We start from the raw sequence: 24,851 nt of genomic DNA, 5'->3' as shown, positions 1-24,851 counted from the left end.
TTTTATGTCTTCATTAACTACATCAGGAACCGGTCGCGCCGGGTTGTCAGTTTCCCGGATTTGGGACCAGTATGGAATGCTGGTGGTGTTTGCAGTGCTGTTTCTGGCGTGCGCTATTTTTGTGCCGAATTTTGCCTCCTTTATCAATATGAAAGGCCTTGGTCTTGCCGTATCGATGTCAGGTATGGTGGCTTGCGGTATGCTGTTTTGCCTTGCTTCGGGTGATTTTGATTTATCTGTGGCTTCGGTTATTGCCTGTGCAGGGGTAACTACCGCCGTGGTGATTAACCTGACTGAAAGCCTGTGGATAGGGGTTTTTGCAGGTTTGTTACTGGGGGCTGTCAGTGGGTTTGTGAATGGTTTTGTTATCGCCCGTCTGAAGATCAATGCGCTTATCACCACACTTGCTACGATGCAGATAGTTCGCGGTCTGGCCTATATCATTTCTGATGGTAAAGCGGTGGGGATTGAAGATGAACGCTTCTTTGAACTGGGTTATGCAAACTGGTTCGGGATCCCTGCACCTATCTGGATTACCATTGTCTGTTTTGTGTTGTTCGGTTTTTTATTGAATAAAACCACTTTCGGGCGTAACACGCTGGCTATTGGTGGCAACGAAGATGCTGCCCGCCTTGCCGGAGTACCCGTAGTTCGCACTAAAATCATTATTTTTGTGTTGTCTGGCCTGGTTTCGGCTGCTGCAGGTATTATTCTGGCATCGCGTATGACCAGCGGGCAGCCAATGACCTCAATTGGTTATGAACTGATTGTTATCTCTGCTTGTGTTCTGGGTGGGGTTTCGCTGAAAGGCGGGATTGGTAAAATTTCGTTTGTGGTGGCCGGGGTGCTGATATTGGGGACGGTGGAAAATGCGATGAACCTGCTCAATATCTCGCCATTTGCTCAGTACGTGGTACGTGGCTTGATCCTGCTTGCAGCAGTTATTTTTGACCGTTACAAACAGAAAGCGCAGCGCGTTGCCTGAGTAGTGCAATCGTCCAGGATTAACGCCAGCTAAACAGCTGGCGTTTTTCATTGGTTAACTGATGGTTTTTGGCTAAAAAACCAGTTTTTTATCACGTTATATTTGTCAGTTTTGAAATAAATTTCCGCATGAAATATTTAACATGGAGATATATTTCAATGAGTCAGGAAATCGAATATCAAAACTCACCCTCAACACAACCTCCCCATCACCGGTTTTCCCGCACCTGGACGTTAAGCCTGTTTGGTACCGCTGTGGGCGCTGGTGTGCTTTTTTTGCCTATCAATGCTGGTATGGGAGGCTTCTGGCCGTTAGTGGTGATTGCGTTGCTGGTGGGGCCAATGACATGGCTCGCGCATCGTGGTCTCGCCCGGTTTGTCTTATCTTCTGATACGAAAGGCAGTGACATTACACAGGTGGTTGAAGCTCATTTTGGCCAGCGTGCTGGTATTTTGATCACATTGCTCTATTTCTTTGCGATTTATCCCATTTTGCTCATTTATGGGGTAGGTATCACTAATACTGTTGATTCGCTAATTGTGAACCAGTTAGGAATGGCATCTCTGCCCAGAGCGTTGCTGTCATTTGTGCTGGTCGGGCTGCTGATGTCGGTGATGTTACTTGATGAGCAGCGCATGTTGCGCATTACCACCTGGCTTGTTTACCCACTGGTTGCCATTCTGATATTCCTTTCACTGTATCTTATTCCTCACTGGAATTTGGCTGCAATTAAAGAGGTGCCTGCGTTACAGGACTTCTCAGTGACTTTATGGCTGACAATCCCGGTACTGGTGTTTGCATTTAATCATTCCCCCGCAATCTCATCTTTTTCACTGGCTGTGGGAAAAGCGTATCCGGACACTGCCGCTGAGCAGGCCAGCCGTATATTGCGCAATACGTCAGGGATTCTGCTGCTATTTGTTATGTTATTTGTGTTTAGTTGTGTGCTTAGCGTCACCCCCGACGACCTGGTCGCGGCCAAAGCGCAAAATATCTCTATGCTGAGTTATTTGGCGAATAAGTTTGATAACCCGTTGATTTCATTCTTTGGCCCGCTGGTGGCAATTCTGGCTATTTCCAGCTCATTTTTTGGGCACTATTTGGGGGCGCGGGAAGGGTTGCATGGCGTGATTGTTAAACTGGCACAACTGCGGGGTGTGGGTATTAATGAAACCATGACCCGGCGTGCTATTGTGCTGTTTTTCTTTGGATCTGTATGGTTGGTGGCAACATTGAATCCGGGGATTTTAAATATTATTGAATCTTTGGGTGGTCCGGTAATTGCCGCTATCTTATTTATTATGCCTGTCTATGCACTTTACACCGTTCCGGCTATGGCACGCTGGCGCGAAGGGAAAAGTCACCTGTTCGTCCTGCTGATGGGAAGCATTGCGATTTCCGCGTTGGTTGCGGGTTTTATCTGACCAGGCTATTACAGCTACCGGGGGGCGGCAGCTCACCCGGTGGCATTTTTCATCATGCTGTCTATACTTACATAGCTAATCATTTATACAGGTGATAAATACGCAAAAATATCATACCAATAATAATCCAGTCTGCAGGTGTGGCTGAAAAGCACAAAAACTCATCCTGGAATATAAAAGGTACCAACAGCTAAAAGGAGGGCAGAGGGTGGAAGCTGCATTAAATAAACCGCCATTACTGACCGGCCAGTATGCATTCTTCTTCGATTTTGATGGCACTCTGGTCAAACTAAAACCGCATCCCAGCCAAGTCACTCTTCCGGATAACGTACAGCACCATTTACGCAAACTGGCTGATCTTAGCCAGGGTGCGCTGGCATTGATTTCAGGGCGCTCAATCAACGAGCTGGACAAGTTTACTCAACCTGAGCACTACCCTGTGGCAGGGGTTCATGGTGCGGAACGTCGTGATATCAATGGTCAGCAATTTATACTTTCACTTCCCACAAACCAGATGAACGCGATACGCCAGCAGTTGCAGTCCTGGCTGGCTGATATTGATGGTGTGCAAATTGAAGAGAAGCCGATGGCATTTGCGTTGCATTACCGGCATGCCCCTGACCGTGAGTCCTGGGTGCATGATTGCGCTGAGGCGATAGTTGCACAGTACGCAGATTTGACGTTGCAACAAGGGAAATGTGTGGTTGAAATTAAACCAGGTGGAGTCAATAAGGGAGAGGCGGTGCATCAGTTTATGGCTGAGCCACCGTTTTCCGGGCGAATACCTGTCTTTCTGGGTGATGATTTAACCGATGAAGCCGGGTTTGACGCAGTCAATCAGTATCATGGAGTCAGCATCAAAGTTGGTCAGGAAGCAACCTGTGCGCGCTGGCGGCTGGAAGATGTACCCGCTGTCTGGGCCTGGTTATCTGGTCAGGTCGCTTATTTTGAACAACAACGAGCAATAACGTCGAGGAGGGCTGATTATGAGTCGTTTAGTCGTAGTCTCTAACAGGGTCGCTTTGCCCGATGGGAAGAAAAATGGGGCAGGTGGGCTTGCTGTCGGTATCCTTGGGGCATTAAAGAATTCAGGCGGGGTGTGGTTTGGCTGGAGTGGGGAAACTGGGGAGATTGATGACCCGCTAAAGAAGGTCAGCCAGGGCAACATTCAATGGGTAACCTTTAATCTCAATGAAGAGGACTATGAGCAGTATTATTGCCAGTTTTCTAACGGGGTTCTTTGGCCAGCTTTTCACTACCGGCTGGACTTGGTGGACTTTACCCGTGAGGCCTGGGAAGGTTACCTGCGAGTGAATGTTGCTATGGCGAAGCAACTGGCTCCTCTGATTCAACGTGGTGATATTATCTGGATTCATGATTACCACCTGCTGCCGCTGGCAAGTGAACTGCGCCGATTGGGGGTTAATAACCGTATCGGTTTCTTCCTGCATATTCCTTTCCCGACACCTGAGATATTTACAGCGCTACCGCCAGGTAAAACGTTGCTGGAACAAATGACGGATTATGATTTGTTAGGGTTCCAGACTGAAGGTGACCGCCAGGCGTTTATCGACAGTCTGGGGTTACACACTCAGGTAACAACCTATATGGATGGTCACCACATGGCGGATGGTAAATCTTTCCAGACCCATGTTTATCCTATTGGGATTGAGACGGAAGATGTTGTCGAGCAGGCCAAAGGGCCACTACCAACCAAACTGGCGCAGCTTAAAGCCGAGCTGGGGCGGGTACAGAATATTTTCTCTGTGGAACGTCTGGATTACTCCAAGGGGCTGCCAGAGCGTTTCCTGGCGTTTGAGACATTGCTGGAAAAATACCCGGAACATATTGGGAAAATTCGTTATACCCAGATAGCACCAACATCGCGTGGGGATGTGCAGGCCTACCAGGATATACGCCATCAACTCGAAACAGAAGCAGGCAGAATCAATGGTAAGTTTGGCCAGCTTGGCTGGACACCACTCTATTACCTTAACCAACATTTTGACCGCAAAGTGCTGCTGAAAGTCTTTCGTCACACCAATGTTGGCCTGGTCACACCACTACGTGATGGCATGAACCTGGTCGCGAAAGAGTATGTTGCGGCTCAGGATCCGCGTGATCCCGGAGTATTGGTTTTATCACAATTTGCTGGTGCGGCTAATGAGCTTTCTGCTGCGGTGCTGGTGAATCCTTATGACCGTGATGATGTCGCCAATGCTTTGCACAGGGCACTGATTATGCCCAAAGAGGAACGTATTGCCCGCCACAGCGAAATGATGGCGGTGTTACGTCACCAGGACATTAACGCCTGGCAGGAGGCCTTTATTCGGGATCTAAAGCAAGTAAAGACACGTTGCACACAGAATGATTCCACCTCTGCATCACTTGGTTGTTCAATGCCTTAGCTGATTTACAGGGAGCCAGGGAAGGCTCTTCCACTGTATGTTTGTGTGACAGAACAACTTCCTCTGGGCGCTACTATTCCCTGTTAAGCTTCATAAGGTGGTGCGGTTAAGCGCTCGGTATCAACAATTACTCCGGTGATACAGTGATTCACTGCATCGTGCGCCAGCAATTGCGACTGGCACGTTTCAGGTTGAGTGAGCCGCAAACGTTTTCGTATGCCTGGCAGAACAACACTATTTATCAACTCGAAATTTCAGTTGCGCATCATACGCTAAAAGTGAATTTATTGCCCAAACATTAATATTTCTTATGAAATAACTTTTCTTGCTCTGCATAAAAGAGTGGTCATAAAACACCATTAAGTGTTTATATTCCTGGTGGTAATGAATTTTGGAATATATATTCCAAATTGGAATATAATTAATTGTTTTAACTTAACTTGTTGATTAAAAATAGTTTTATTAAAAATATCGCTCAATATCCTACGGTAAAGTATGTCTGCTAAGCATTAACAGTGGATGTTTATTCAATTAATTTTTTATGACGCATAGCACATAAACATGAATGGGCAATCGCAGAATTGCATGAGTCGAACAATATGTTTGATTAATTATTGAGCAACATAAAAGTGATGCTGATTGATTTATTGTAAATATTAAGATAAAAAGTGTGACGCACATCACATTTTTTTCAAAAGGAACCTCAAGCCAGATTGTGCGATTGGCATCTGGCGAGTACAGTTTCCTTGGATTAGGAAAATTCTTAGTTTTTTTCGGAGCGAACTGAGATGACTGAAGCGCACTCTGCAAGGCAGGGGTAGCTAACCTGGGAGCGCGGTGTCAGAGCCTGATTCAATAAATGCATTTTAGCCTTTTATATTTTTTTTATTTTTCCGGGGTTTACCCGGCGACATCACGGGGTGCGGATTTACCGCATAACATAATAATTGGTTATTCGGGATGGGAAAAATGCATACATCCGAGTTGCTGAAACATATCTACGATATCAACTTATCCTATTTGCTGCTTGCTCAGCGTTTGATAGCTCAGGACAAAGCTTCTGCAATGTTCCGTCTCGGCGTGACCGAGGAAATGGCCCAAACACTGGGTGAACTGACATTGCCACAAATGGTTAAACTGGCTGAAACCAATCAGCTGGTATGTCAGTTCCGCTTCAGCGATCACAATACAATCACGCGTCTTACGCAGGACTCACGAGTGGATGATTTACAACAAGTCCACACCGGAATATTGCTTTCGAGTCGTTTGCTGAGTGAGGCCTCCGGTGAAGACGGAGCCCGGAAAAAAAGGGCCTGATTATGAGTGATAAAAGTATTGTCCAGGAAGCACGCGAAATTCAGTTGGCTATGGAGCTTATCACGCTCGGCGTGCGCCTTCAGATGCTGGAAAGCGAAACGACCCTGAGCCGGGGTCGCCTCATCAAGTTGTACAAAGAGTTGCGTGGTAGCCCGCCTCCAAAGGGGATGCTGCCTTTCTCAACCGACTGGTTTATGACATGGGAGCAAAATATTCATGCGTCGATGTTCTGCAATGCATGGCAGTATTTGCTCAAGACCGGGTTATGTAATGGTGTTGATGCAGTTATTAAAGCCTATCGTTTGTACCTGGAACAATGTCCTCAGGATGAAAATGGCCCATTACTTGCATTGACTCGTGCATGGACTTTAGTGCGGTTTGTTGAAAGCGGTATGTTGGAGCTATCCCATTGTAATTGCTGCAAAGGGAAATTTATCACCCATGCGCATCAGCCAGTGGGCAGCTTTGTGTGCAGCCTGTGCCAGCCGCCTTCCAGAGCAGTAAAAAGGCGTAAACTTTCCGAAAATGCTGCCGATATTATTCCACAACTGCTGGATGAACAGATCGGACAGGCTGTGTAGCGTAACAGGCTCGTAAATCCAGCAGCGGACACGAAAGTGCCGCTGCTTTTTTTTACCCTGAATGCAACGTAACCTACTGTTATCCTTGACTTTTAACACAGCGGAAAGGTGATGTCGTGCTAATTTTACTCGGTTATATTGTTGTGCTTGCTACCGTCTTTGGAGGATACGCCATGACGGGTGGGCACCTTGGCGCACTATACCAGCCCTCTGAGTTTATTATTATTGGTGGGGCCGGGGTAGGTGCATTCATTGTCGGCAACAACGGTAAAGCAATCAAAGGCACTTTAAAAGCACTGCCTGTCCTGTTCCGCCGTTCAAAATACACCAAAAGCATGTATATGGATCTGCTGGCACTGTTGTACCGGCTGATGGCGAAATCGCGTCAACAGGGCATGTTTTCTCTGGAACGTGATATTGAAAACCCCAAAGAGAGCGAGATTTTTGCCAGTTATCCACGGATTCTCGCTGACCCTGTCATGTTAGATTTCATTGTCGATTACCTCCGGCTAATCATCAGCGGCAACATGAATACCTTTGAAATAGAGGCATTGATGGATGAGGAAATCGAAACGCATGAGCAAGAAAGTGAAGTTCCTGCAGGCAGTATTGCGGCAATGGGCGACTCCTTTCCTGCTTTTGGTATTGTCGCGGCAGTGATGGGAGTGGTGCATGCTCTGGCTTCGGCTGACAGGCCCGCTGCGGAACTTGGGGCTTTGATAGCCCACGCGATGGTAGGGACGTTTCTTGGGATTTTGCTGGCTTATGGGTTTATCTCGCCTCTGGCGAGTGTATTACGTCAGCGCAGTGCTGAAACAACAAAAATGCTGCAATGCGTCAAAGTGACATTGTTATCCAGCCTCAATGGTTACGCGCCGCCTATTGCGGTGGAGTTTGGGCGTAAAACACTCTACTCCACTGAGCGACCATCCTTTGTTGAACTGGATGAACATATGCGTGCAGTGCGTTCACCTAACCAACAAAAAGCGACTGAAGACGCATGAAGCATGATAAGCATCCTATTGTTATCGTTAAGAAGCGAAAACATAAAGGTCATGAAGGCGCTCATGGCTCATGGAAGATTGCTTACGCCGATTTCATGACCGCCATGATGGCATTTTTTCTGGTTATGTGGCTGATATCAATATCCAGCCCTAAAGAGCTGACGCAAATTGCCGAATATTTTAGAACACCGCTGGCTCAGGCGATTACGGGAGGTCAACGTATCGCCGACAGCTCGAGTCCGATTCCCGGTGGCGGTGATGATGTTACCCAAAAGCAGGGTGAAGTAAAAAAAGAACCAAAAATTGATGAACTGAAAAACAGGATGGAGCGTAGCCGTCTGTTGAAGCTGAAAGGCGATTTGGATCAACTGATTGATGCTGATCCAAAACTCAAAGCAATGCGCCCACATTTGAAGATTGATTTAGTGCAGGAAGGCTTGCGAATTCAGATTATCGACAGCCAGAACCGGCCGATGTTTAAACGGGGTAGTGCGGAAGTGGAGCCTTATATGCGTGATATTTTACGTGGTATTGCCCCAATTCTGAATTCAATACCGAACAAAATTAGTATTTCCGGGCACACCGACGATATTCCGTATGCGCAGGGGGAACGGGGATACAGTAACTGGGAGCTTTCTGCCGACCGCGCCAATGCATCCCGGCGTGAATTGGTTGTAGGCGGTTTGGATGAAGGTAAGGTTTTACGTGTGGTGGGTATGGCAGCAACAATGCGTTTGCCTGGCAGCACCGCGGGGGATGCAATGAATCGTCGAATCAGCTTGTTAGTTCTGAATAAACAGACTGAGGAGGCGATTCTTCATGAGAACGCTGAGAGCCAGAATGCGCCAGTAAGTGTTCTGAAACAGCAGGAAACGTCGCCACAAGGACAGGCAACGCCAGCGGTTGGCCCGGCATCACAACATGCTGCGCCATCAACACCGGGTGGAGCAACACCTGTAGCGCCAACTGGCGCACAGGGAAGCGCTTCGCCACAAGGAGCGGCAACGCAACCTGTGGCATCGGGGCAGGCCCCGAAACCGGCGGCAACCGGCCCAACAACGGCGGTTCCTGCAGCGAACTCAATACCACCACAATCAGGTACGAGGTGATAGCGTGAGTATGGATATCAGCGATTTTTATCAAACATTTTTCGATGAAGCCGATGAGTTACTGGCGGATATGGAGCAGCACTTATTAGGGTTGTCGCCTGAGGCGCCGGACTCCGAACAGCTCAATGCCATATTCAGGGCAGCACACTCTATTAAAGGGGGCGCAGGAACATTTGGCTTCAAAATCCTGCAGGAAACGACCCACTTAATGGAAAACCTGCTGGACGACGCGAGACGTGGTGAGATGCAACTCTCCACCGATATCATCAACCTGTTTTTGGAAACCAAAGATATTATGCAGGAACAGCTTGACGCTTATAAAAGTTCCCAGGAGCCTGATGCCGCCTCGTTCGAGTATATCTGTCAGGCATTACGTCAGTTGGCGCTGGAAGCTAAAGGTCAGTCCTCCCCGGCAGCGAGTCCTGCCGCATCTGTTGAAGTCGCTTCTGAGCAGCCAGTTGAAAGTGCGCCTGCAGTTGGCAAACCGGCTGGTCTTCACATTGTTCTGAGCAAATTGAAAGAAAAAGAACATGAGTTGCTGCTTGAGGAACTGGGAAATCTGGGGACTGTGGTGCACAGCGAGCAGCGAGGCGATGTGCTGGATGTGGTACTGGATACCACAGCCAGCGAAGACGACATCGTTGCCGTGCTGTGCTTTGTGATTGATACCGACCAGATTAAAGTGGAGTCCTCCTCTGGGGATGAATCTGTTGCTACAGAAGAGTCTGCCGTACCGGCTCCAGCCCCTGTGGCTCCAGTCGCTAAACCGGTAGAAGCTCCGAAAGCTGCTGCGCCTCGTGCCGCGGCGAAAGCTGAATCAGGTGCAAAACCAGCCTCACGCGGTGAAAATAGCAGTATTCGTGTTGCGGTAGAAAAAGTGGACCAGTTAATTAACCTGGTTGGCGAACTGGTCATCACGCAATCTATGCTGGCTCAGCGTTCTAATGAGCTTGACCCGGTTATCCATGGTGATTTGATAACCAGCATGAGTCAGTTGCAACGTAATGCGCGTGATCTGCAGGAATCCGTCATGTCCATTCGTATGATGCCGATGGAATATGTATTCAGCCGTTTCCCTCGCCTGGTTCGCGACCTGGCCGGCAAGCTGGGTAAACAAGTTGAGCTGACACTCTCTGGTAGTTCAACTGAACTGGATAAGAGCCTGATTGAACGCATTATCGACCCATTAACTCACCTTGTGCGTAACAGCCTTGACCACGGCATTGAGTCACCTGAAAAACGTGTGGCGGCAGGTAAGCCTGTGGTGGGTAACTTGTTGTTATCTGCGGAACATCAGGGCGGCAATATTTGTATTGAAGTCACTGATGATGGCGCTGGCCTTAACCGTGAACGTATTTTGGCGAAAGCGGCATCTTCGGGGTTACCTGTTCACGATAATATGACCGATGATGAAGTGGGTATGCTTATCTTTGCACCTGGCTTCTCTACCGCTGAACAGGTTACTGATGTATCTGGCCGTGGTGTCGGAATGGATGTTGTGAAGCGGAACATCCAGGAGATGGGGGGGCATGTTGAAATCGCGTCCAAACAGGGCTCCGGAACGACAATTCGTATTTTACTGCCACTGACACTGGCTATCCTTGATGGTATGTCCGTTAAGGTTAGTGGAGAAGTCTTTATTCTGCCGCTTAATGCAGTAATGGAGTCTCTCCAGCCACGAGAAGAAGACCTTTATCCTCTTGCTGGTGGTGAGCGGGTGCTGGAAGTGCGCGGTGAATATTTACCATTAGTTGAATTATGGAAAATTTTTGAAGTTGATGGCGCGAAAACGGAAGCAACAGAAGGCATCGTCGTTATTCTGCAGAGTGCAGGTCGCCGTTATGCCTTGTTGGTGGATCAACTGATTGGTCAGCACCAGGTTGTGGTGAAAAACCTTGAAAGTAACTACCGCAAAGTTCCGGGTATTTCCGCAGCGACAATTCTTGGTGATGGCAGCGTAGCGTTGATTGTTGATGTATCAGCGCTGCAAGGTTTAAACCGTGAACAACGTGTGGCGCAAACTGCCGCCTGATTTCCACTGGATTAGATAAAGGTAACAACATGGCCGAAACAAATAATGTCACAAACCTGGATGGCGAGGCGTCGGGGCAGGAATTCCTGGTTTTCACCCTGGGTGATGAAGAATACGGCATTGATATTCTGAAAGTCCAGGAAATCCGTGGTTATGACCAGGTAACCCGTATCGCGAATACACCACCGTTCATCAAAGGGGTAACCAACCTGCGGGGTGTAATTGTCCCTATCGTTGACCTGAGGATCAAATTCGCTAAATCTGATGTTGTTTACAACGAAAATACCGTCGTTATTGTTCTGACACTGGGGCAACGCGTGGTGGGTATTGTGGTGGATGGTGTTTCTGATGTGTTGTCACTGACATCAGACCAAATTCGCCCGGCACCTGAATTCGCTGTGACCTTATCAACCGAATATCTTACCGGTCTGGGCGCGGTTGGCGAGCGTATGCTGATTCTGGTAAATATCGAAAAACTGCTTAACAGCGAAGAAATGGCGCTGCTGGATAACGCTGCCGCCCGGGTTGCCTGATAACACCCAGAGCAAGGTTGTCTGCATAGCCCTCCGCGCTTTTGTGCGGGGGGCTTGTTTTTTATGGGCTGGCTATTTATCTACCTCATGTTCGCGCGAGACGAGAGGATGCCACCCAAAAAATATAGAAAATCAATTCATTGAATTTTCGGCTGCTAACTGAATAGAAGGAAATACCACGTTTTATCCTTCTTTTCCATCAATAAAAAAGGCCGCATTGCGGCCCTTTATCATTTGTGTTTACTGTCAGGCTTCAACCTGAGTTTCCTGCTCCGTGGTAGTGTTCGCCACAGCGGCATCCAGTTCACCTTCGTTTTTGGACAGCATTGCCGTGGCAATGCCGTTCCCTAATACGTTGATGGCGGAGCGGCCCATATCAAGGAAATGATCAATACCCATTAACAGCAAAATACCGGCGACCGGAATATTAAAGCTGGGAATGGTTGCGGCCAGTACAACCAGCGCAGAGCGGGGAACCCCGGCAATCCCTTTCGAAGCCAGCATCAGGGTCAGCATCAGTACCACAATTTCTGAAAAAGTGAGGTGGATGTTATACGCCTGAGCAATAAACATTGATGCAAACGAGCAGTACACCATAGAGCCGACCAGGTTAAATGAATAACCGATAGGCAGAACAAATGAAGCGATGCTACGTGAGCAACCAAAACGTGTCAGCACATCCAGGGTTTTAGGGTAGGCGGCTTCGGAACTGCTGGTGGTGAAAGCCACCAGAACGGGGTCTTTCAGCATACTCAGCAGAGTAAAGGTGGATTTTTTCAGCACCATATACCCGACGCCCAGCAATACCAGGCAGGTCAGTAATATAGCGACATAATACCCGCCAATAAAAGAAGCATAGTTCAGCAGAATGCCAAGCCCCTGAGTTGCCACAACACTGGAAATAGCTGCAAAAATTGCCAGCGGGGCGACCAGCATTACATAACCCGTCACTTTCAGCATTATGTGGGAAACGACATCCAGAGCAGCAACCAGTGGTGCGTTAAATTTCTCACCTAATGACGCGCCGGCAATCCCAAAAAACATCGAAAATACGACAATTTGCAGGATCTCATTATGGGACATGGCATCGGCAATACTGGTAGGAATGGAATGTGCAATAAAGTTCTTCAGACTCATGCCACTGACTGCGAGGCCAGTTTCTACGCTACCGGCTGGAACTGTCAGGTTGAGCCCCCGCCCAGGGTGCTCAAGAGAGACTACGAGTAACCCAACCAGAATGGATAGCACAGATGAGGAGATAAACCACACCATAGCTTTACTGCCCACCCGGCTGATAGTAGAGGTTTCCCCCATACGCATAATGCCCACCGTTAATGTGCTGAACACTAATGGTGCTATCACCATTTTTATCAGCCGCAGAAAAATGTCGGTAAACAGAGTGATATTGGTTGCCCAGGCGGTAATGCTGTCAGTTGAAGCATATTCATGAACTGCCGCACCGCACAGGATGCCCGCAATCATAAACAGGACAATAAACATTGTCAGTTTGTTACTACTTGCCACGAAATTTACCCCATCATATTTAACAATAATACAACATGCTGACTTTTTGTCGTTTTTATAATCAATCATGCTGCCTCAGTGCTATAAATTGAAGTATAAGGCTCACTTATACAACATATTTTTACGTTTTGTTCTTTTTGTAAGCGAAGGGCGAAAATTCTCTGTAAAGCGGGGGGCAGCCTGGAGAAATGCCTGGATAAGCAATGTCAACTAAGCCGTTGTCTGTACACACTGATAGCGTATTTTTACCTGTTCCCTAACGTAAAGTTCCCGCAACCATTGCCGATAACCCCCTTAACAAGAATGTAAAAGGGTGTTTGCTTTATGTTTAACCGGATGCGTATTGTCACTTTGCTGATGGCTGTTCTGGGCATATTTGCCTGCCTGCAGTTCATCTCCGGTGGCTTCTTCTTTTCAGCTTTAAAAAATAACCAGGACGATTTTGCAACATACCGGGCGCTACGCCAGCAGCAATCTGAACTCAATGAGGCGTGGGTATTAATGCTGCAAACGCGCATTAACCTGAGCCGTTCGTCTGCTCGCATGATGATGGATCCCAACAACCAGCAAAGCAGTGCAAAAAACGCCTTACTGGAAAGTGCCAAACAGTCCCTGGCCCAGGTTGAGGCTCACTATGCGGCATTTAAAAACGTTGGCAGCATCTCTCCTGATGTTGATAAAGCTGTGGTGAGTGTGGATGAGACATATCGCCAGTATCACCAGGCGCTGGTCGAACTGGTGGATGATTTACAAAATGGGCGTATGGATGCCTATTTCGCACAACCCACCCAGGGTTTCCAGAATGCGATGGAAAAAGCGTACCGCCAGTATGTCAATGAAAATGACCGCCTGTATCAGAGTGCCTGGGAGCAGGGACAGTCGAATTATTTATTTGCGAAATGGCAAATGGTAGCACTGGCAGTACTGCTGATAGCCGTGATTATTATGGTGTGGTTCGGTATCCGCCGAATCTTGTTACAACCGCTCAGCCGGGTAATTGAACATATTCGTGAAATTGCCCAGGGAAATCTGACCACGCAAATTATTGTGGCGGGCCGTAATGAGATAACCCAACTGACTGACACGGTACGGCATATGCAAACGGAGCTGATTGGTACGGTGACAACAGTACGCCATGGGTCTGATGCTATTTACGCCGGAACGTCTGAAATAGCCGCGGGTAATACGGATTTGTCTTCCCGCACAGAGCAACAGGCGTCCGCACTTGAAGAGACGGCTGCCAGTATGGAAGAGCTGACTGCGACTGTAAAACAGAACGCGGAAAATGCGCGTCAGGCGTCGCAGCTTGCTCTCAATGCATCAGAGACCGCACAGAAGGGCGGAAAAGTGGTGGCAAATGTTGTCTCGACTATGCAGGACATCTCGACCAGTTCACGCAAAATTGCCGATATTACCAGTGTCATTGATGGTATTGCGTTTCAGACCAATATTCTGGCGCTGAATGCTGCTGTTGAAGCCGCCAGAGCAGGTGAGCAGGGCCGTGGTTTTGCTGTAGTTGCCGGGGAAGTTCGTAATCTGGCACAACGCAGTGCCCAGGCCGCTAAAGAGATTAAGTCACTTATCGATGACTCAGTTTCTCGCGTTGATACTGGGTCGATACTGGTTGAAAGCGCCGGTGAGACTATGGACGAAATTGTCAGTGCCGTGACCCGAGTCACCGACATTATGGGCGAAATAGCCTCGGCGTCAGATGAACAAAGCCGTGGCATCGACCAGGTTGCCCTTGCGGTATCAGAGATGGACCGGGTGACACAACAGAACGCATCACTGGTACAGGAGTCGGCAACTGCGGCAGCTGCGCTTGAAGAGCAGGCAAGTGTATTGGCTAAGGCAGTTGCAGCATTTCGTCTTGCGGCCACCACTACCACCAATACAGGCACGCAAAGTATTGCCAGCACATCAGTCGTTGCGGCCAGAAAAGCAGCAGCATTATTACCACAAAAGCAAGAGCATAGTGTCAATAATGAAAACTGGGAAACTTTTTGATTGTTTAATTAGCGTTTAATACCGGCTCTTTTCGCCGGATAAGGGAGAGTGGATGTTAAGTAATATTCGTATATCGACCACGCTTTTTTTGATTTTGATTCTCTGTGGCGTGTTACAGATTGGCAGTAATGGTTTGTCATTTTGGGCGTTTCGTGGGGATTACCAGAATTTTACTAAGGTTGAAAATAACAACCGACAACGCGACTCCCTTGCGCAAACCCGGGCAGCATTGCTGCAGGCCAGTTCAGAGTTAGGCAAAGCAGGCACATTAACGGCGTTGAGTTACCCGCCGGAAGATATCAAAGGCCTGATGGTGTCCGCACGCCAGCAATTAAAAAAAGCGGACACCTTATTTGCAGGGTTTCTGGCGGTGAAGTCCGTCGGCGATATTGCGAGTCTCACAAAACAGACCAGAGCAAGCTATATCGCCTGGCGTGATGCACTGGCGCACCAGGCAACCTGGCTTGAGAACAACCAGTTGTCAGATTTTTTGACCGCGCCAGTGGGAGAAGCTCAGGGTTCGTTTGATAAGCAATTTATGGTCTGGCAGCAGGAGATTAACAACAATCTCTCGGCCACACAGGCTGTAGGGTTAAAGAATTACCACTTGTCGGCACTGGTGTTTGTGGCAGTGACCTTGTTGGCAGTACTGTTGGTTGTGGGTGCTTTGCACTGGTTGCGTAGCCAACTGGTGATGCCACTGACTGTGTTGCGTGGTCATTTTGATGCTATCGCCAGCGGTAAGTTGTGTGAAGACATGGCAACTACCGGACGTAACGAAATTGGGCAAATCTTCCATAGCCTTGATGCGATGAGACAAGCGCTACGTAACACGATGAGCCAGGTCGTTTCTGGCAGCCAGGAAATGCGTAGTGCCATTATTGATATGGCCGCAGGAAATAATGATTTGTCGTCACGTACTGAGCAGCAGGCCTCAGCTCTGGCGCAAACGGCAGCCAGCATGGAACAACTGACGGCCACGGTAGGACAAAACGCAGACAATGCCCGGCAGGCTTCAGGGCTGGCAAACCAGGCCGCGCAAACTGCTCGCCGTGGTGGGGATCAGGCAGCCCATGTTGCCAAAACTATGCAGGATATCGCTGAAAGTTCCCAGAAAATTGGCGATATCACCAGTGTGATTGATGGTATTGCGTTTCAGACTAATATTCTGGCGCTTAATGCTGCCGTTGAGGCAGCAAGAGCTGGTGAACAAGGCCGTGGTTTCGCGGTTGTAGCGGGTGAGGTGCGTAATCTGGCACAACGCAGTGCTCAGGCTGCCAAAGAAATTAAGCTGTTAATAGAAGAATCAGTAGAGCGAGTGCAGTACGGCTCCACTCTGGTAGATACAGCGGCGGGCACCATGACCGATATCGTTCATTCAGTTCAACAAGTGAATGACATCATGGGGGAAATCGCTTCTGCCTCTGATGAACAACGGCGTGGTATTGAACAGGTGGCGCAGGCAGTCACTGAAATGGATAAAGTGACACAGCAAAACGCCGCGTTAGTGCAGAGTTCCTCCTCATTGACCAGTAGTCTGGGTCAGCAGGCGGAAAATCTGGATACGTTGATGGCTGTGTTCCAACTGGCGGCTGTAGAACCGGAGCAACCGTCAGCAACCTTAGCACTCTCTGTGGTGCCGGTTTCACCCTGATAATAATAGAAGAAGGCCCTATGACCTCACCTGTGCCGAAGGGGCAACCATCGCCCTTGATACAGATGGCTCAACGCCTGACGTTGTCAGATGCGCATTTTCGTCGTATATGCCAGCTTATTTATCAGCGGGCAGGTATCGTGCTGGCAGAGCACAAACGTGACATGGTCTATAACCGACTGGTGCGGCGCTTGCGTGATCTGGGACTTGATGATTTTGGCCGGTATCTGGGGATGCTTGAGGCGGATCCGAATACCTCTGAGTGGCAGGCGTTCATCAATTCGCTCACCACAAACCTGACTGCGTTTTTCCGCGAAGGGCATCATTTCCCAATACTTGCGGACCATGCACGTAAGCGTACAGGTGAATACCGAATTTGGTGCGCCGCCGCTTCAACAGGTGAGGAACCCTATTCAATTGCTATTACTCTGGCTGATGTGTTGGGCCAGACTCCTGGGCGCTGGAAAGTTTTTGCCAGTGATATTGACACTGAAGTGCTGCAAAAGGCACGTAAAGGCATCTACCGGCTGGATGAGCTTAAGACATTATCACCACAGCAATTACAGCGCTATTTTATGCGTGGCACTGGCCCGCACCAGGGGTTAGTCCGGGTGCGCCAGGAACTGGCAAATTATATTGAGTTTAATGTCGTGAACCTGCTGGATAAACAATATCAGGTTCCGGGGCCATTTGATGCCATTTTCTGCCGTAATGTGATGATTTATTTCGATAAAAATACGCAGCAGGATATTCTGCATCGCTTTGTACCACTGCTAAAACCACAAGGACTGTTGTTTGCCGGACATTCTGAGAATTTCAGTAATATCAGCCGTGAGTTCTGGCTGCGTGGTCAGACTGTTTATGGACTAAGTAAGGATAAAATATGACGAAAATCAAAGTGCTGTCAGTAGATGATTCAGCGCTGATGCGCCAAATCATGACAGAGATAATCAACCGTCATAGCGATATGGAAATGGTGGCAACGGCGCCAGACCCTTTAGTTGCCCGGGATCTGATTAAAAAGTTCAACCCGGATGTATTGACGCTGGACGTGGAAATGCCACGTATGGATGGTCTTGATTTCCTGGAAAAATTAATGCGGCTACGGCCGATGCCAGTGGTGATGGTCTCTTCCCTGACCAGCCGGGGTTCAGAGGTGACATTGCGGGCACTGGAACTGGGTGCGGTGGATTTTGTTACCAAGCCGCAACTGGGAATTCGTGAAGGCATGCTGGCATACAGTGAAATGATTGCTGACAAGATTCGTACTGCGGCGCGGGCAAAATTGTCAGTTCGTTCATCAACAGCAGCACCACCCGCAGTATTGAAATCAGGTCCTTTGCTTAGTTCAGAAAAATTGCTGGTGATTGGCGCATCAACCGGAGGCACAGAGGCTATTCGCCATGTGCTACAGCCACTGCCACTGACCAGCCCGGCAGTATTGATTACGCAGCATATGCCCCCGGGGTTTACCCGCTCTTTTGCTGAGCGTCTGAATAAGATTTGCCAGATAAGTGTGAAGGAAGCAGAGGATGGCGAACGGGTTCTGCCGGGACACGCGTACATTGCGCCGGGAGATAAACATATGGAGCTATCCAGAAGTGGTGCAAACTACCAGATTCGACTTCATGACGGCCCGCCAGTGAACCGTCATCGCCCGTCAGTGGACGTATTATTTCACTCCGTGGCGAAACATGCTGGACGTAATGCTGTGGGCGTTATCCTGACAGGTATGGGGAATGATGGTGCAGCAGGGATGCTGGCGATGAACCAGGCGGGGGCCTGGACCATTGCACAGAATGAAGCAAGTTGTGTGGTGTTCGGCATGCCGCGTGAGGCCATCAATACCGGTGGCGTCAGCGAAGTGGTCGATTTAAGCCAAATCAGCCAGCAGATGCTGGCAAAAATTAGTGCCGGACAGGCAATACGCATTTAATTGAGGAGTTCAGAGTTTATGGCCGATAAAGATCTTAAATTTCTTGTCGTGGATGACTTTTCCACCATGCGTCGAATTGTGCGCAACTTGCTAAAAGAGCTTGGCTTTAACAACGTTGAAGAAGCTGAAGACGGTGTTGACGCACTGAACAAACTGCAGACAGGTGGATTTGGTTTTGTCATCTCTGACTGGAACATGCCAAATATGGATGGACTGGAGTTGCTGAAAACTATCCGGGCTGATGCGGGAATGGCAAACATGCCCGTACTGATGGTTACGGCAGAAGCGAAAAAGGAAAATATTATTGCTGCAGCCCAGGCAGGGGCAAGTGGCTATGTTGTGAAACCCTTTACAGCAGCCACACTGGAAGAAAAACTGGGCAAAATCTTCGAAAAACTGGGTATGTAAGGAGGAGATGATGACATCTTCAAATGACCAACAAGCAACGGACATCATCTCCCGGATTGGTAGTCTGACACGTATGTTGCGTGACAGCCTGCGAGAACTGGGGCTCGATCAGGCCATTGCTGAGGCTGCAGAAGCTATTCCAGATGCACGTGATCGCCTCGACTATGTTGTCACGATGACGGCTCAGGCCGCGGAACGTGCGTTAAACTGTGTTGAGGCGTCGCAGCCCCATCAAATGCAGATGGAGTCTGAAGCCAAAGATTTGACCAAACGCTGGGATGCGTGGTTTGAAAGCCCCATTGAACTTGGCGATGCAAAAGAACTGGTGACTGATACACGTAAGTTTTTGGCTGATGTGCCTGAGCATACCGGATTCACCAATGCGCAATTGCTGGAAATCATGATGGCTCAGGACTTCCAGGATCTGACAGGGCAGGTGATTAAGCGCATGATGGATGTGGTACAGGAGATTGAGCGCCAATTGCTGATGGTATTGCTGGAAAATATGCCAGAACCTGCAGCCCGTAAGAAGCGTGAAAATGAAGGCCTGCTTAATGGGCCACAGGTGGATGCAACTGCGGCAGGTGTGGTTGCCAGCCAGGATCAGGTTGACGACCTGCTGGACAGCCTCGGCTTTTAACAGACTGGTCTCTCTGGTTGCAGAGAGGCCAACTGGCAACACTGGCCCGGCCTGTGTCGGGCGCTATTGTCATACTCATCCTGTTGAGGCTTTTCTGCTAACAGTGAACCCACCTGTCTGAATCGTCAAAACAAACCCTATTTTAACGCGCTACTTGCAGGATTAGTTGTGCGTGCCTCTGGCATGATGCAATGGTCATTATGTTCATAGAGGTTTCCCTGTGGCTGAAGATAGCGACCAGGAAAAAACAGAAGCCCCCACACCCCACCGACTCCAGAAAGCGCGCGAAGAAGGGCAAATTCCCCGTTCCCGTGAACTGACCTCGGTGCTGATGGTGCTCGCTGGCATGAGTATCATCTGGGTGGGCGGCACTACTCTGGCGCATCAGTTGGGTGGAATGCTGTCTGACGGGCTACGTTTCGACCATCGCATAATCAATGATCCCTCAGCACTGATCCGCCAGGTTGGTCAGCTCCTCGAAACCGCTATGTGGGCAATTTTACCATTGATTGGTGGCCTGGTTGTGGTGGCAATTGCGGCACCGCTGTTCCTGGGTGGCCTGGTCTTTAGTGGTAAATCTCTTGAATTTAAATTCAGTAAGCTCAATCCGATAAGCGGTTTTGGGCGCATGTTTTCTATGCAGGCGCTGTCAGAACTGGCAAAAGCAATGTTGAAAGTAGGTTGTGTTGCCATCGTTACCGGGGCGTACTTGTGGCACAACTGGCCGGATATGCTCCACTTAATTAGTGAGTCGCCAGTTAATGCCATGGCGACGGCAATGAATATGGTCGCAACCTGTTGTCTGTTGGTTATTCTCGGGCTTATTCCGATGGTCGGGTTCGATATTTTTTTCCAGCTATACAGCTACTTTAAAAAGTTGCGTATGACCCGCCAGGATATTCGGGATGAATTCAAGCAGCAGGAAGGTGACCCGCACGTTAAAAGTCGTATTCGTCAGCAACAGCGGGCCATGGCCCGACGGCGCATGATGGCAGATGTCCCAAAAGCAGATGTTATTGTCACCAACCCGACTCACTATTCAGTTGCTTTGCAATATAACGAATCAACGATGAGCGCTCCCAAAGTACTTGCCAAAGGCGCGGGACTGGTCGCACTACGGATCCGCGAAATCGGAGCAGAAAACCGTATTCCGGTGCTGGAAGCACCGCCACTGGCACGCGCGTTATACCGCCATGCCGAAATTGGGCAACAAATTCCGGGTCAGCTTTATGCAGCAGTGGCAGAAGTGCTGGCCTGGGTATGGCAGCTTCGTCGCTGGCGTCTGGCTGGTGGCGTTGCGCCGAAGAAACCTGACAACCTCCCTGTGCCAGCGTCACTGGACTTTTTGAACGAGAACGACACTGATGGCTAATTTGGTCGCAATGCTGCGTCTGCCCGCAAATATGAAAACCGGGCAATGGCAAATCCTCGCCGGGCCAGTCCTTATCATGCTGATTCTGTCCATGATGGTACTGCCGTTGCCCGCGTTTGTGCTGGATTTATTGTTTACTTTTAACATTGCGCTGTCTGTAATGGTGTTGCTGGTGGCGATGTTTACCCAGCGGACGCTGGACTTTGCCGCATTCCCGACCATTCTGTTATTTACCACGTTGCTGCGTCTTGCGCTGAATGTGGCATCAACACGTATTATCCTGATGGAAGGGCATACAGGTGCGGCTGCAGCAGGTAAGGTTGTTGAAGCATTTGGCCACTTCCTGGTCGGCGGTAATTTCGCGATTGGTATCGTGGTGTTCATCATTCTGGTTATCATCAACTTTATGGTTATCACCAAAGGTGCAGGGCGTATTGCGGAAGTCGGTGCGCGATTTGTTCTGGATGGTATGCCCGGCAAACAAATGGCGATTGATGCTGACCTCAATGCGGGGTTAATTGGTGAAGATGAGGCAAAGCGCCGCCGTGCTGAAGTCACTCAGGAAGCCGATTTCTATGGTTCAATGGATGGTGCCAGTAAATTTGTGCGCGGGGATGCGGTTGCTGGCCTGCTTATCATGGCTATCAATATTATCGGAGGCTTACTGGTAGGGGTAGTTCAGCATGGTATGCCGGTTGGCAACGCAGCACAAAGTTATACCCTGTTGACCATTGGTGATGGTCTGGTTGCTCAAATTCCTTCTCTGGTCATTTCGACTGCAGCGGGTGTTATCGTTACCCGGGTAAGTTCAGACCAGGATGTTGGCGAGCAGATGGTGACTCAACTGTTTGCTAACCCGCAGGTTATGCTGTTGTGTGCCGGGGTACTTGGCTTGCTGGGCATGGTTCCAGGGATGCCTAACTTTGTCTTCCTGTTATTTACAGCAGCGTTGCTGGGCCTGGCATGGTGGGTGCGTGGTCGCCAAATGGCCGAACCACAAACAGCGCAGCCCGTTGTGGTAGCAGAAAACCCTCAGGCGGTGGAAGCATCATGGCGCGATGTTCAGTTAGAAGATACGCTGGGCATGGAAGTAGGTTACCGTTTGATTCCCATGGTTGATTCGCAACAGGATGGGGAGTTGCTTGGGCGTATCCGTAGCATTCGTAAGAAATTCGCCCAGGAAATGGGCTTTTTGCCGCCAGTGGTGCACATTCGTGACAACATGGATTTACCACCCGCGCGCTATCGTATTTTGCTAAAAGGCGTGGAGATTGGCAGCGGCGATGCTTATCCGGGACGCTGGCTGGCTATCAACCCGGGTACTGCTGCCGGGAACTTGCCTGGTGAGAAAACGATTGACCCGGCGTTTGGACTGGAAGCTGTCTGGATTGAAAGTGCGCTTAAAGAGCAGGCGCAAATTCAGGGCTTCACCGTGGTGGAAGCCAGTACCGTGGTCGCCACCCACCTGAATCACCTGATAAACCTCTATGCACAAGAATTGTTTGGCCGCCAGGAAGCGCAACAGTTACTTGACCGTGTTAACCAGGAAATGCCGAAGTTGACTGAAGACCTGGTGCCGGGCGTGGTGACACTGACCACGCTGCATAAAGTCCTGCAAAACTTGCTGGCGGAAAAAGTGCCTATTCGTGATATGCGCACTATTCTGGAAACACTGGCAGAGCATGCTCCTATTCAAACTGACCCGGCAGAACTGACTACCGTGCTACGTGTGGCCCTGGGCCGCGCAATCACTCAGCAGTGGTTCCCGGGTAACGACGAAGTGAAAGTGATAGGCCTTGATGCTGGCCTTGAGCGGCTGTTACTCCAGGCATTACAGGGAGGTGGTGGTCTGGAGCCGGGCCTTGCCGACAGATTGCTGGAGCAATCCCGCGAAGCGCTGCAACGCCAGGAGATGCTTGGCGCGCCTCCGGTATTGCTGGTCAACCATGCTTTACGCCCGCTACTGGCTCGTTTTTTGCGCCGTAGCTTGCCGGACCTGGTTGTGTTGTCAAATCTCGAGTTGTCAGATAACCGCCAGATTCGTATGACGGCTACCATTGGTGGTAAATAATGCGGGTCAGAGACAGCCTTTTCACACTGTTGTGTCTCCCGCTGCTGGTACAGGCTGCGGGGGAAGGCTCCTGGCAGGCCGAAAGCATGGGCGCGGCATTAAGCCACCGGGGCGTTGTTGCTTCATCAAAACCGCTGGCTCCACCGCACAAGGTCAAAGGTGTGATTACGCAGGTATACTGGCGCTATAGCCTGTTTTCTATTCCACCTGATCGTCTGGAAGTAAAACTCTGCACCCAGACTCAGTGCGTTATTGTTGACGGGCAGCAAGGCGTTACCAGCGCTTTTGCTGGCCAGCCCGCGAATCAGCCTTTTTATTTTGTTTGGGGTGTTTATGGACAGGGTGTCCTCTACCCGGTAATGCGCGTACGTGCGAACCAGGTGATAGTTAATTATCGCTGATTTCCTTTCGTTATTTCCCCTCCCTTTTTCTGGCACATCTCATTTTCGGAGATGCGGTTTGAATAAAAAGAAACATAATTTTATAAAAAGAGTGATGAAGATGACGTCACTCTTTTTATCACTGTCACGGGATTAACTTTGCTGGCAAAAATTGCAAGGTTAGCCCAGGGATAATTCGCTAGCGTTACCTTCAGTAACCCGGTGCCGGTTTTTAGCGGCACAGGTTGATATGGAATTAACACATCTGAGGTTGTATATGAAAGTCTACCCTGTAAAACACAGCCCATTGTTACGCCAACCAGAACGTTTTATTGATCGCACGACACTGTGCCAGCTCATCAACAAAGTGACGGACAACCTGGTCAATATCCAGGATGAAACGGGGGAGTTTTTACTGCGGCTGGATGACGGGCGGGTGATTGACACTAAAGGCTGGGCTGGCTGGGAATGGACCCACGGTGTGGGGCTTTACGGCCTCTGGCAGTATTACCAACAGACAGGTGATACCCGGATGCGTGATATCGTTGATGACTGGTTTGCTGACCGGTTCAGGGAAGGCGCGACAACGAAAAACGTCAATACCATGGCGCCGTTTCTTACTCTGGCATTGCGTTACCAGGAAAATGGCGACAGTCGGTTATTGCCCTGGCTGGAAACCTGGGGGGAGTGGGCAATGCACGAAATGCCGCGTACCCAAAAAGGGGGCATGCAGCACATTACTCTGGCGGAAGAAAACCATCAGCAAATGTGGGACGACACGCTGATGATGACCGTGCTGCCGCTGGCGAAAATTGGCCAGTTATTGCATAAACCGGAATGGGTAAATGAGGCTATTTACCAGTTTATGGTTCACACTCAGCATTTACAGGATAAAACCACAGGGTTATGGTTCCATGGCTGGAGCTTTGAGGGAAATCATAATTTTGCCAGGGCGCGCTGGGCGCGGGGTAACAGTTGGCTGACCATCGTGATTCCTGACTTTCTGGAGTTGCTAAATTTGCCAGAACATGACCCGGTGCACCGCTGGCTTATCCAGGTGCTGGAAAGCCAGGTGAAGGCACTGGCAGGCTGCCAGCATGAATCCGGTTTGTGGCATACCTTACTTGATGACCCGCATTCCTACCTGGAAGCATCCGCATCAGCAGGGTTTGCCTGTGGTATTTTAAAAGGCGTGCGCAAGCGTTATTTAGCGGCTGAGTATCTGCCAGTTGCTGAGCGTGCTGTCCAGGCTATTGTCAAAAATATCTCGCCGGAAGGGGAGCTGTTGCAGGTGTCGTTTGGTACCGGGATGGGCAGTACTCTGGATTTTTACCGTGATATTCCGCTCACATCAATGCCTTATGGACAGGCGATGGCGATTTTGTGCCTGACAGAATACCTGCGCCGTTATTTTTAAAACCTGATGGTTCAGCTTTAATACAGTTGGCGGGACATATGGCCCCGCC

21 protein-coding genes are annotated in these 24,851 nt (G+C 49.4%); 20 read left to right on the top strand and 1 reads right to left on the bottom strand.

Annotated features, from left to right (window positions below; genetic code table 11):
- The first annotated feature begins 4 nt into the window (after positions 1-4).
- The 10 genes from araH (at position 5) to cheW (ending at position 11,393) form a co-directional block, all read left to right on the top strand.
- Complete coding sequence (gene araH / locus MPHASIOC01_RS07905) at positions 5-985, top strand: L-arabinose ABC transporter permease AraH (protein ID WP_064594242.1); 981 nt, start codon at positions 5-7, stop codon at positions 983-985.
- A 158-nt stretch (positions 986-1,143) separates the two neighbouring features.
- The gene (locus MPHASIOC01_RS07900) at positions 1,144-2,409 is read left to right on the top strand and encodes an aromatic amino acid transport family protein (RefSeq protein ID WP_064594241.1); all 1,266 of its coding nucleotides are present in this window, start codon (positions 1,144-1,146) and stop codon (positions 2,407-2,409) included.
- 208 nt (positions 2,410-2,617) lie between these two features.
- Positions 2,618-3,421 carry a trehalose-phosphatase gene (gene otsB, locus MPHASIOC01_RS07895; protein ID WP_064594238.1) on the top strand — a complete coding sequence of 268 codons (804 nt, stop codon included), beginning with the start codon at positions 2,618-2,620 and terminating at the stop codon, positions 3,419-3,421.
- A complete protein-coding gene (gene otsA, locus MPHASIOC01_RS07890) occupies positions 3,396-4,817 on the top strand; it encodes an alpha,alpha-trehalose-phosphate synthase (protein WP_353614304.1) in 1,422 nt (473 codons plus the stop codon). The genes otsB and otsA overlap by 26 nt, the downstream gene beginning before the upstream one ends.
- Positions 4,818-5,786: 969 nt before the next feature.
- Complete coding sequence (gene flhD, locus MPHASIOC01_RS07885) at positions 5,787-6,134, top strand: flagellar transcriptional regulator FlhD (protein ID WP_197499246.1); 348 nt, start codon at positions 5,787-5,789, stop codon at positions 6,132-6,134.
- Between the two features lie 2 nt (positions 6,135-6,136).
- Positions 6,137-6,715, top strand: a complete 579-nt coding sequence (gene flhC / locus MPHASIOC01_RS07880; protein ID WP_353614303.1) for a flagellar transcriptional regulator FlhC — start codon at positions 6,137-6,139, stop codon at positions 6,713-6,715.
- Positions 6,716-6,831: 116 nt separating this feature from the next.
- On the top strand, positions 6,832-7,719 hold the full coding sequence (gene motA, locus MPHASIOC01_RS07875) for a flagellar motor stator protein MotA (RefSeq protein WP_064594232.1): 888 nt from the start codon (positions 6,832-6,834) through the stop codon (positions 7,717-7,719).
- On the top strand, positions 7,716-8,828 hold the full coding sequence (gene motB / locus MPHASIOC01_RS07870) for a flagellar motor protein MotB (RefSeq protein WP_353614302.1): 1,113 nt from the start codon (positions 7,716-7,718) through the stop codon (positions 8,826-8,828). Before motA ends, motB begins: the two co-directional genes overlap by 4 nt.
- Before the next feature lie 10 nt (positions 8,829-8,838).
- Entirely contained in the window at positions 8,839-10,860 is a 2,022-nt protein-coding gene (gene cheA / locus MPHASIOC01_RS07865; protein ID WP_353614908.1) for a chemotaxis protein CheA, read from the top strand.
- 29 nt (positions 10,861-10,889) lie between these two features.
- A complete protein-coding gene (cheW, locus tag MPHASIOC01_RS07860; protein WP_064594230.1) occupies positions 10,890-11,393 on the top strand; it encodes a chemotaxis protein CheW in 504 nt (167 codons plus the stop codon).
- A gap of 246 nt (positions 11,394-11,639) precedes the next feature.
- On the opposite strand, the gene MPHASIOC01_RS07855 is transcribed toward cheW, so the two are convergent.
- Positions 11,640-12,917, bottom strand: a complete 1,278-nt coding sequence (locus MPHASIOC01_RS07855) for a dicarboxylate/amino acid:cation symporter (RefSeq protein WP_064595468.1) — start codon at positions 12,915-12,917, stop codon at positions 11,640-11,642.
- A 324-nt stretch (positions 12,918-13,241) separates the two neighbouring features.
- On the opposite strand from MPHASIOC01_RS07855, the gene MPHASIOC01_RS07850 reads away from it, so the two are divergent.
- The 10 genes from MPHASIOC01_RS07850 to MPHASIOC01_RS07805 all read left to right on the top strand — a co-directional run bounded on the left by MPHASIOC01_RS07850 (position 13,242) and on the right by MPHASIOC01_RS07805 (position 24,802).
- On the top strand, positions 13,242-14,924 hold the full coding sequence (locus tag MPHASIOC01_RS07850; protein WP_064594228.1) for a methyl-accepting chemotaxis protein: 1,683 nt from the start codon (positions 13,242-13,244) through the stop codon (positions 14,922-14,924).
- A 52-nt stretch (positions 14,925-14,976) separates the two neighbouring features.
- A complete protein-coding gene (locus MPHASIOC01_RS07845; RefSeq protein ID WP_353614301.1) occupies positions 14,977-16,578 on the top strand; it encodes a methyl-accepting chemotaxis protein in 1,602 nt (533 codons plus the stop codon).
- A gap of 20 nt (positions 16,579-16,598) precedes the next feature.
- Positions 16,599-17,465, top strand: coding sequence for a protein-glutamate O-methyltransferase CheR (gene cheR / locus MPHASIOC01_RS07840; RefSeq protein ID WP_064594224.1), 867 nt, complete (start codon positions 16,599-16,601; stop codon positions 17,463-17,465).
- Positions 17,462-18,514: a chemotaxis response regulator protein-glutamate methylesterase gene (locus MPHASIOC01_RS07835; RefSeq protein ID WP_353614300.1), complete on the top strand. Its 1,053-nt coding sequence runs from the start codon at positions 17,462-17,464 to the stop codon at positions 18,512-18,514. Before cheR ends, MPHASIOC01_RS07835 begins: the two co-directional genes overlap by 4 nt.
- An 18-nt stretch (positions 18,515-18,532) precedes the next feature.
- The gene (gene cheY / locus MPHASIOC01_RS07830) at positions 18,533-18,922 is read left to right on the top strand and encodes a chemotaxis response regulator CheY (RefSeq protein ID WP_353614299.1); all 390 of its coding nucleotides are present in this window, start codon (positions 18,533-18,535) and stop codon (positions 18,920-18,922) included.
- 7 nt (positions 18,923-18,929) lie between these two features.
- Positions 18,930-19,562 carry a protein phosphatase CheZ gene (gene cheZ / locus MPHASIOC01_RS07825; protein ID WP_369934736.1) on the top strand — a complete coding sequence of 211 codons (633 nt, stop codon included), beginning with the start codon at positions 18,930-18,932 and terminating at the stop codon, positions 19,560-19,562.
- A 220-nt stretch (positions 19,563-19,782) separates the two neighbouring features.
- Complete coding sequence (flhB, locus tag MPHASIOC01_RS07820; protein WP_064594217.1) at positions 19,783-20,934, top strand: flagellar biosynthesis protein FlhB; 1,152 nt, start codon at positions 19,783-19,785, stop codon at positions 20,932-20,934.
- Positions 20,927-23,005: a flagellar biosynthesis protein FlhA gene (gene flhA, locus MPHASIOC01_RS07815; RefSeq protein WP_064594216.1), complete on the top strand. Its 2,079-nt coding sequence runs from the start codon at positions 20,927-20,929 to the stop codon at positions 23,003-23,005. Before flhB ends, flhA begins: the two co-directional genes overlap by 8 nt.
- Positions 23,005-23,406 (top strand): flagellar protein FlhE, encoded by a 402-nt coding sequence (locus MPHASIOC01_RS07810; protein ID WP_064594214.1) that lies wholly within the window; start codon positions 23,005-23,007, stop codon positions 23,404-23,406. Before flhA ends, MPHASIOC01_RS07810 begins: the two co-directional genes overlap by 1 nt.
- A 256-nt stretch (positions 23,407-23,662) precedes the next feature.
- Positions 23,663-24,802 carry a glycoside hydrolase family 105 protein gene (locus tag MPHASIOC01_RS07805; RefSeq protein WP_064594212.1) on the top strand — a complete coding sequence of 380 codons (1,140 nt, stop codon included), beginning with the start codon at positions 23,663-23,665 and terminating at the stop codon, positions 24,800-24,802.
- Positions 24,803-24,851: the final 49 nt, after the last annotated feature.

Origin of the sequence: Mangrovibacter phragmitis, from assembly GCF_040429585.1 — a bacterium.
Classification (GTDB): Bacteria; Pseudomonadota; Gammaproteobacteria; order Enterobacterales; family Enterobacteriaceae; genus Mangrovibacter; species Mangrovibacter phragmitis.
The sequence above is the reverse complement of the archived record's forward strand: the minus strand, read 5'-3'. Positions and strand labels throughout refer to the sequence as shown.

Bases quoted from the DNA above. Each gene is read 5' to 3' on its own strand.
- araH (WP_064594242.1), top strand. From the start codon at position 5: ATGTCTTCATTAACTACATCAGGAACCGGTCGCGCCGGGTTGTCAGTT.
- otsA (WP_353614304.1), top strand. From the start codon at position 3,396: ATGAGTCGTTTAGTCGTAGTCTCTAACAGGGTCGCTTTGCCCGATGGG.
- MPHASIOC01_RS07805 (WP_064594212.1), top strand. From the start codon at position 23,663: ATGAAAGTCTACCCTGTAAAACACAGCCCATTGTTACGCCAACCAGAA.
- MPHASIOC01_RS07900 (WP_064594241.1), top strand. From the start codon at position 1,144: ATGAGTCAGGAAATCGAATATCAAAACTCACCCTCAACACAACCTCCC.
- cheZ (WP_369934736.1), top strand. From the start codon at position 18,930: ATGATGACATCTTCAAATGACCAACAAGCAACGGACATCATCTCCCGG.
- cheW (WP_064594230.1), top strand. From the start codon at position 10,890: ATGGCCGAAACAAATAATGTCACAAACCTGGATGGCGAGGCGTCGGGG.
- flhC (WP_353614303.1), top strand. From the start codon at position 6,137: ATGAGTGATAAAAGTATTGTCCAGGAAGCACGCGAAATTCAGTTGGCT.
- MPHASIOC01_RS07845 (WP_353614301.1), top strand. From the start codon at position 14,977: ATGTTAAGTAATATTCGTATATCGACCACGCTTTTTTTGATTTTGATT.
- MPHASIOC01_RS07810 (WP_064594214.1), top strand. From the start codon at position 23,005: ATGCGGGTCAGAGACAGCCTTTTCACACTGTTGTGTCTCCCGCTGCTG.
- cheR (WP_064594224.1), top strand. From the start codon at position 16,599: ATGACCTCACCTGTGCCGAAGGGGCAACCATCGCCCTTGATACAGATG.
- MPHASIOC01_RS07835 (WP_353614300.1), top strand. From the start codon at position 17,462: ATGACGAAAATCAAAGTGCTGTCAGTAGATGATTCAGCGCTGATGCGC.
- MPHASIOC01_RS07850 (WP_064594228.1), top strand. From the start codon at position 13,242: ATGTTTAACCGGATGCGTATTGTCACTTTGCTGATGGCTGTTCTGGGC.
- cheA (WP_353614908.1), top strand. From the start codon at position 8,839: ATGGATATCAGCGATTTTTATCAAACATTTTTCGATGAAGCCGATGAG.
- flhD (WP_197499246.1), top strand. From the start codon at position 5,787: ATGCATACATCCGAGTTGCTGAAACATATCTACGATATCAACTTATCC.
- motB (WP_353614302.1), top strand. From the start codon at position 7,716: ATGAAGCATGATAAGCATCCTATTGTTATCGTTAAGAAGCGAAAACAT.
- flhA (WP_064594216.1), top strand. From the start codon at position 20,927: ATGGCTAATTTGGTCGCAATGCTGCGTCTGCCCGCAAATATGAAAACC.
- cheY (WP_353614299.1), top strand. From the start codon at position 18,533: ATGGCCGATAAAGATCTTAAATTTCTTGTCGTGGATGACTTTTCCACC.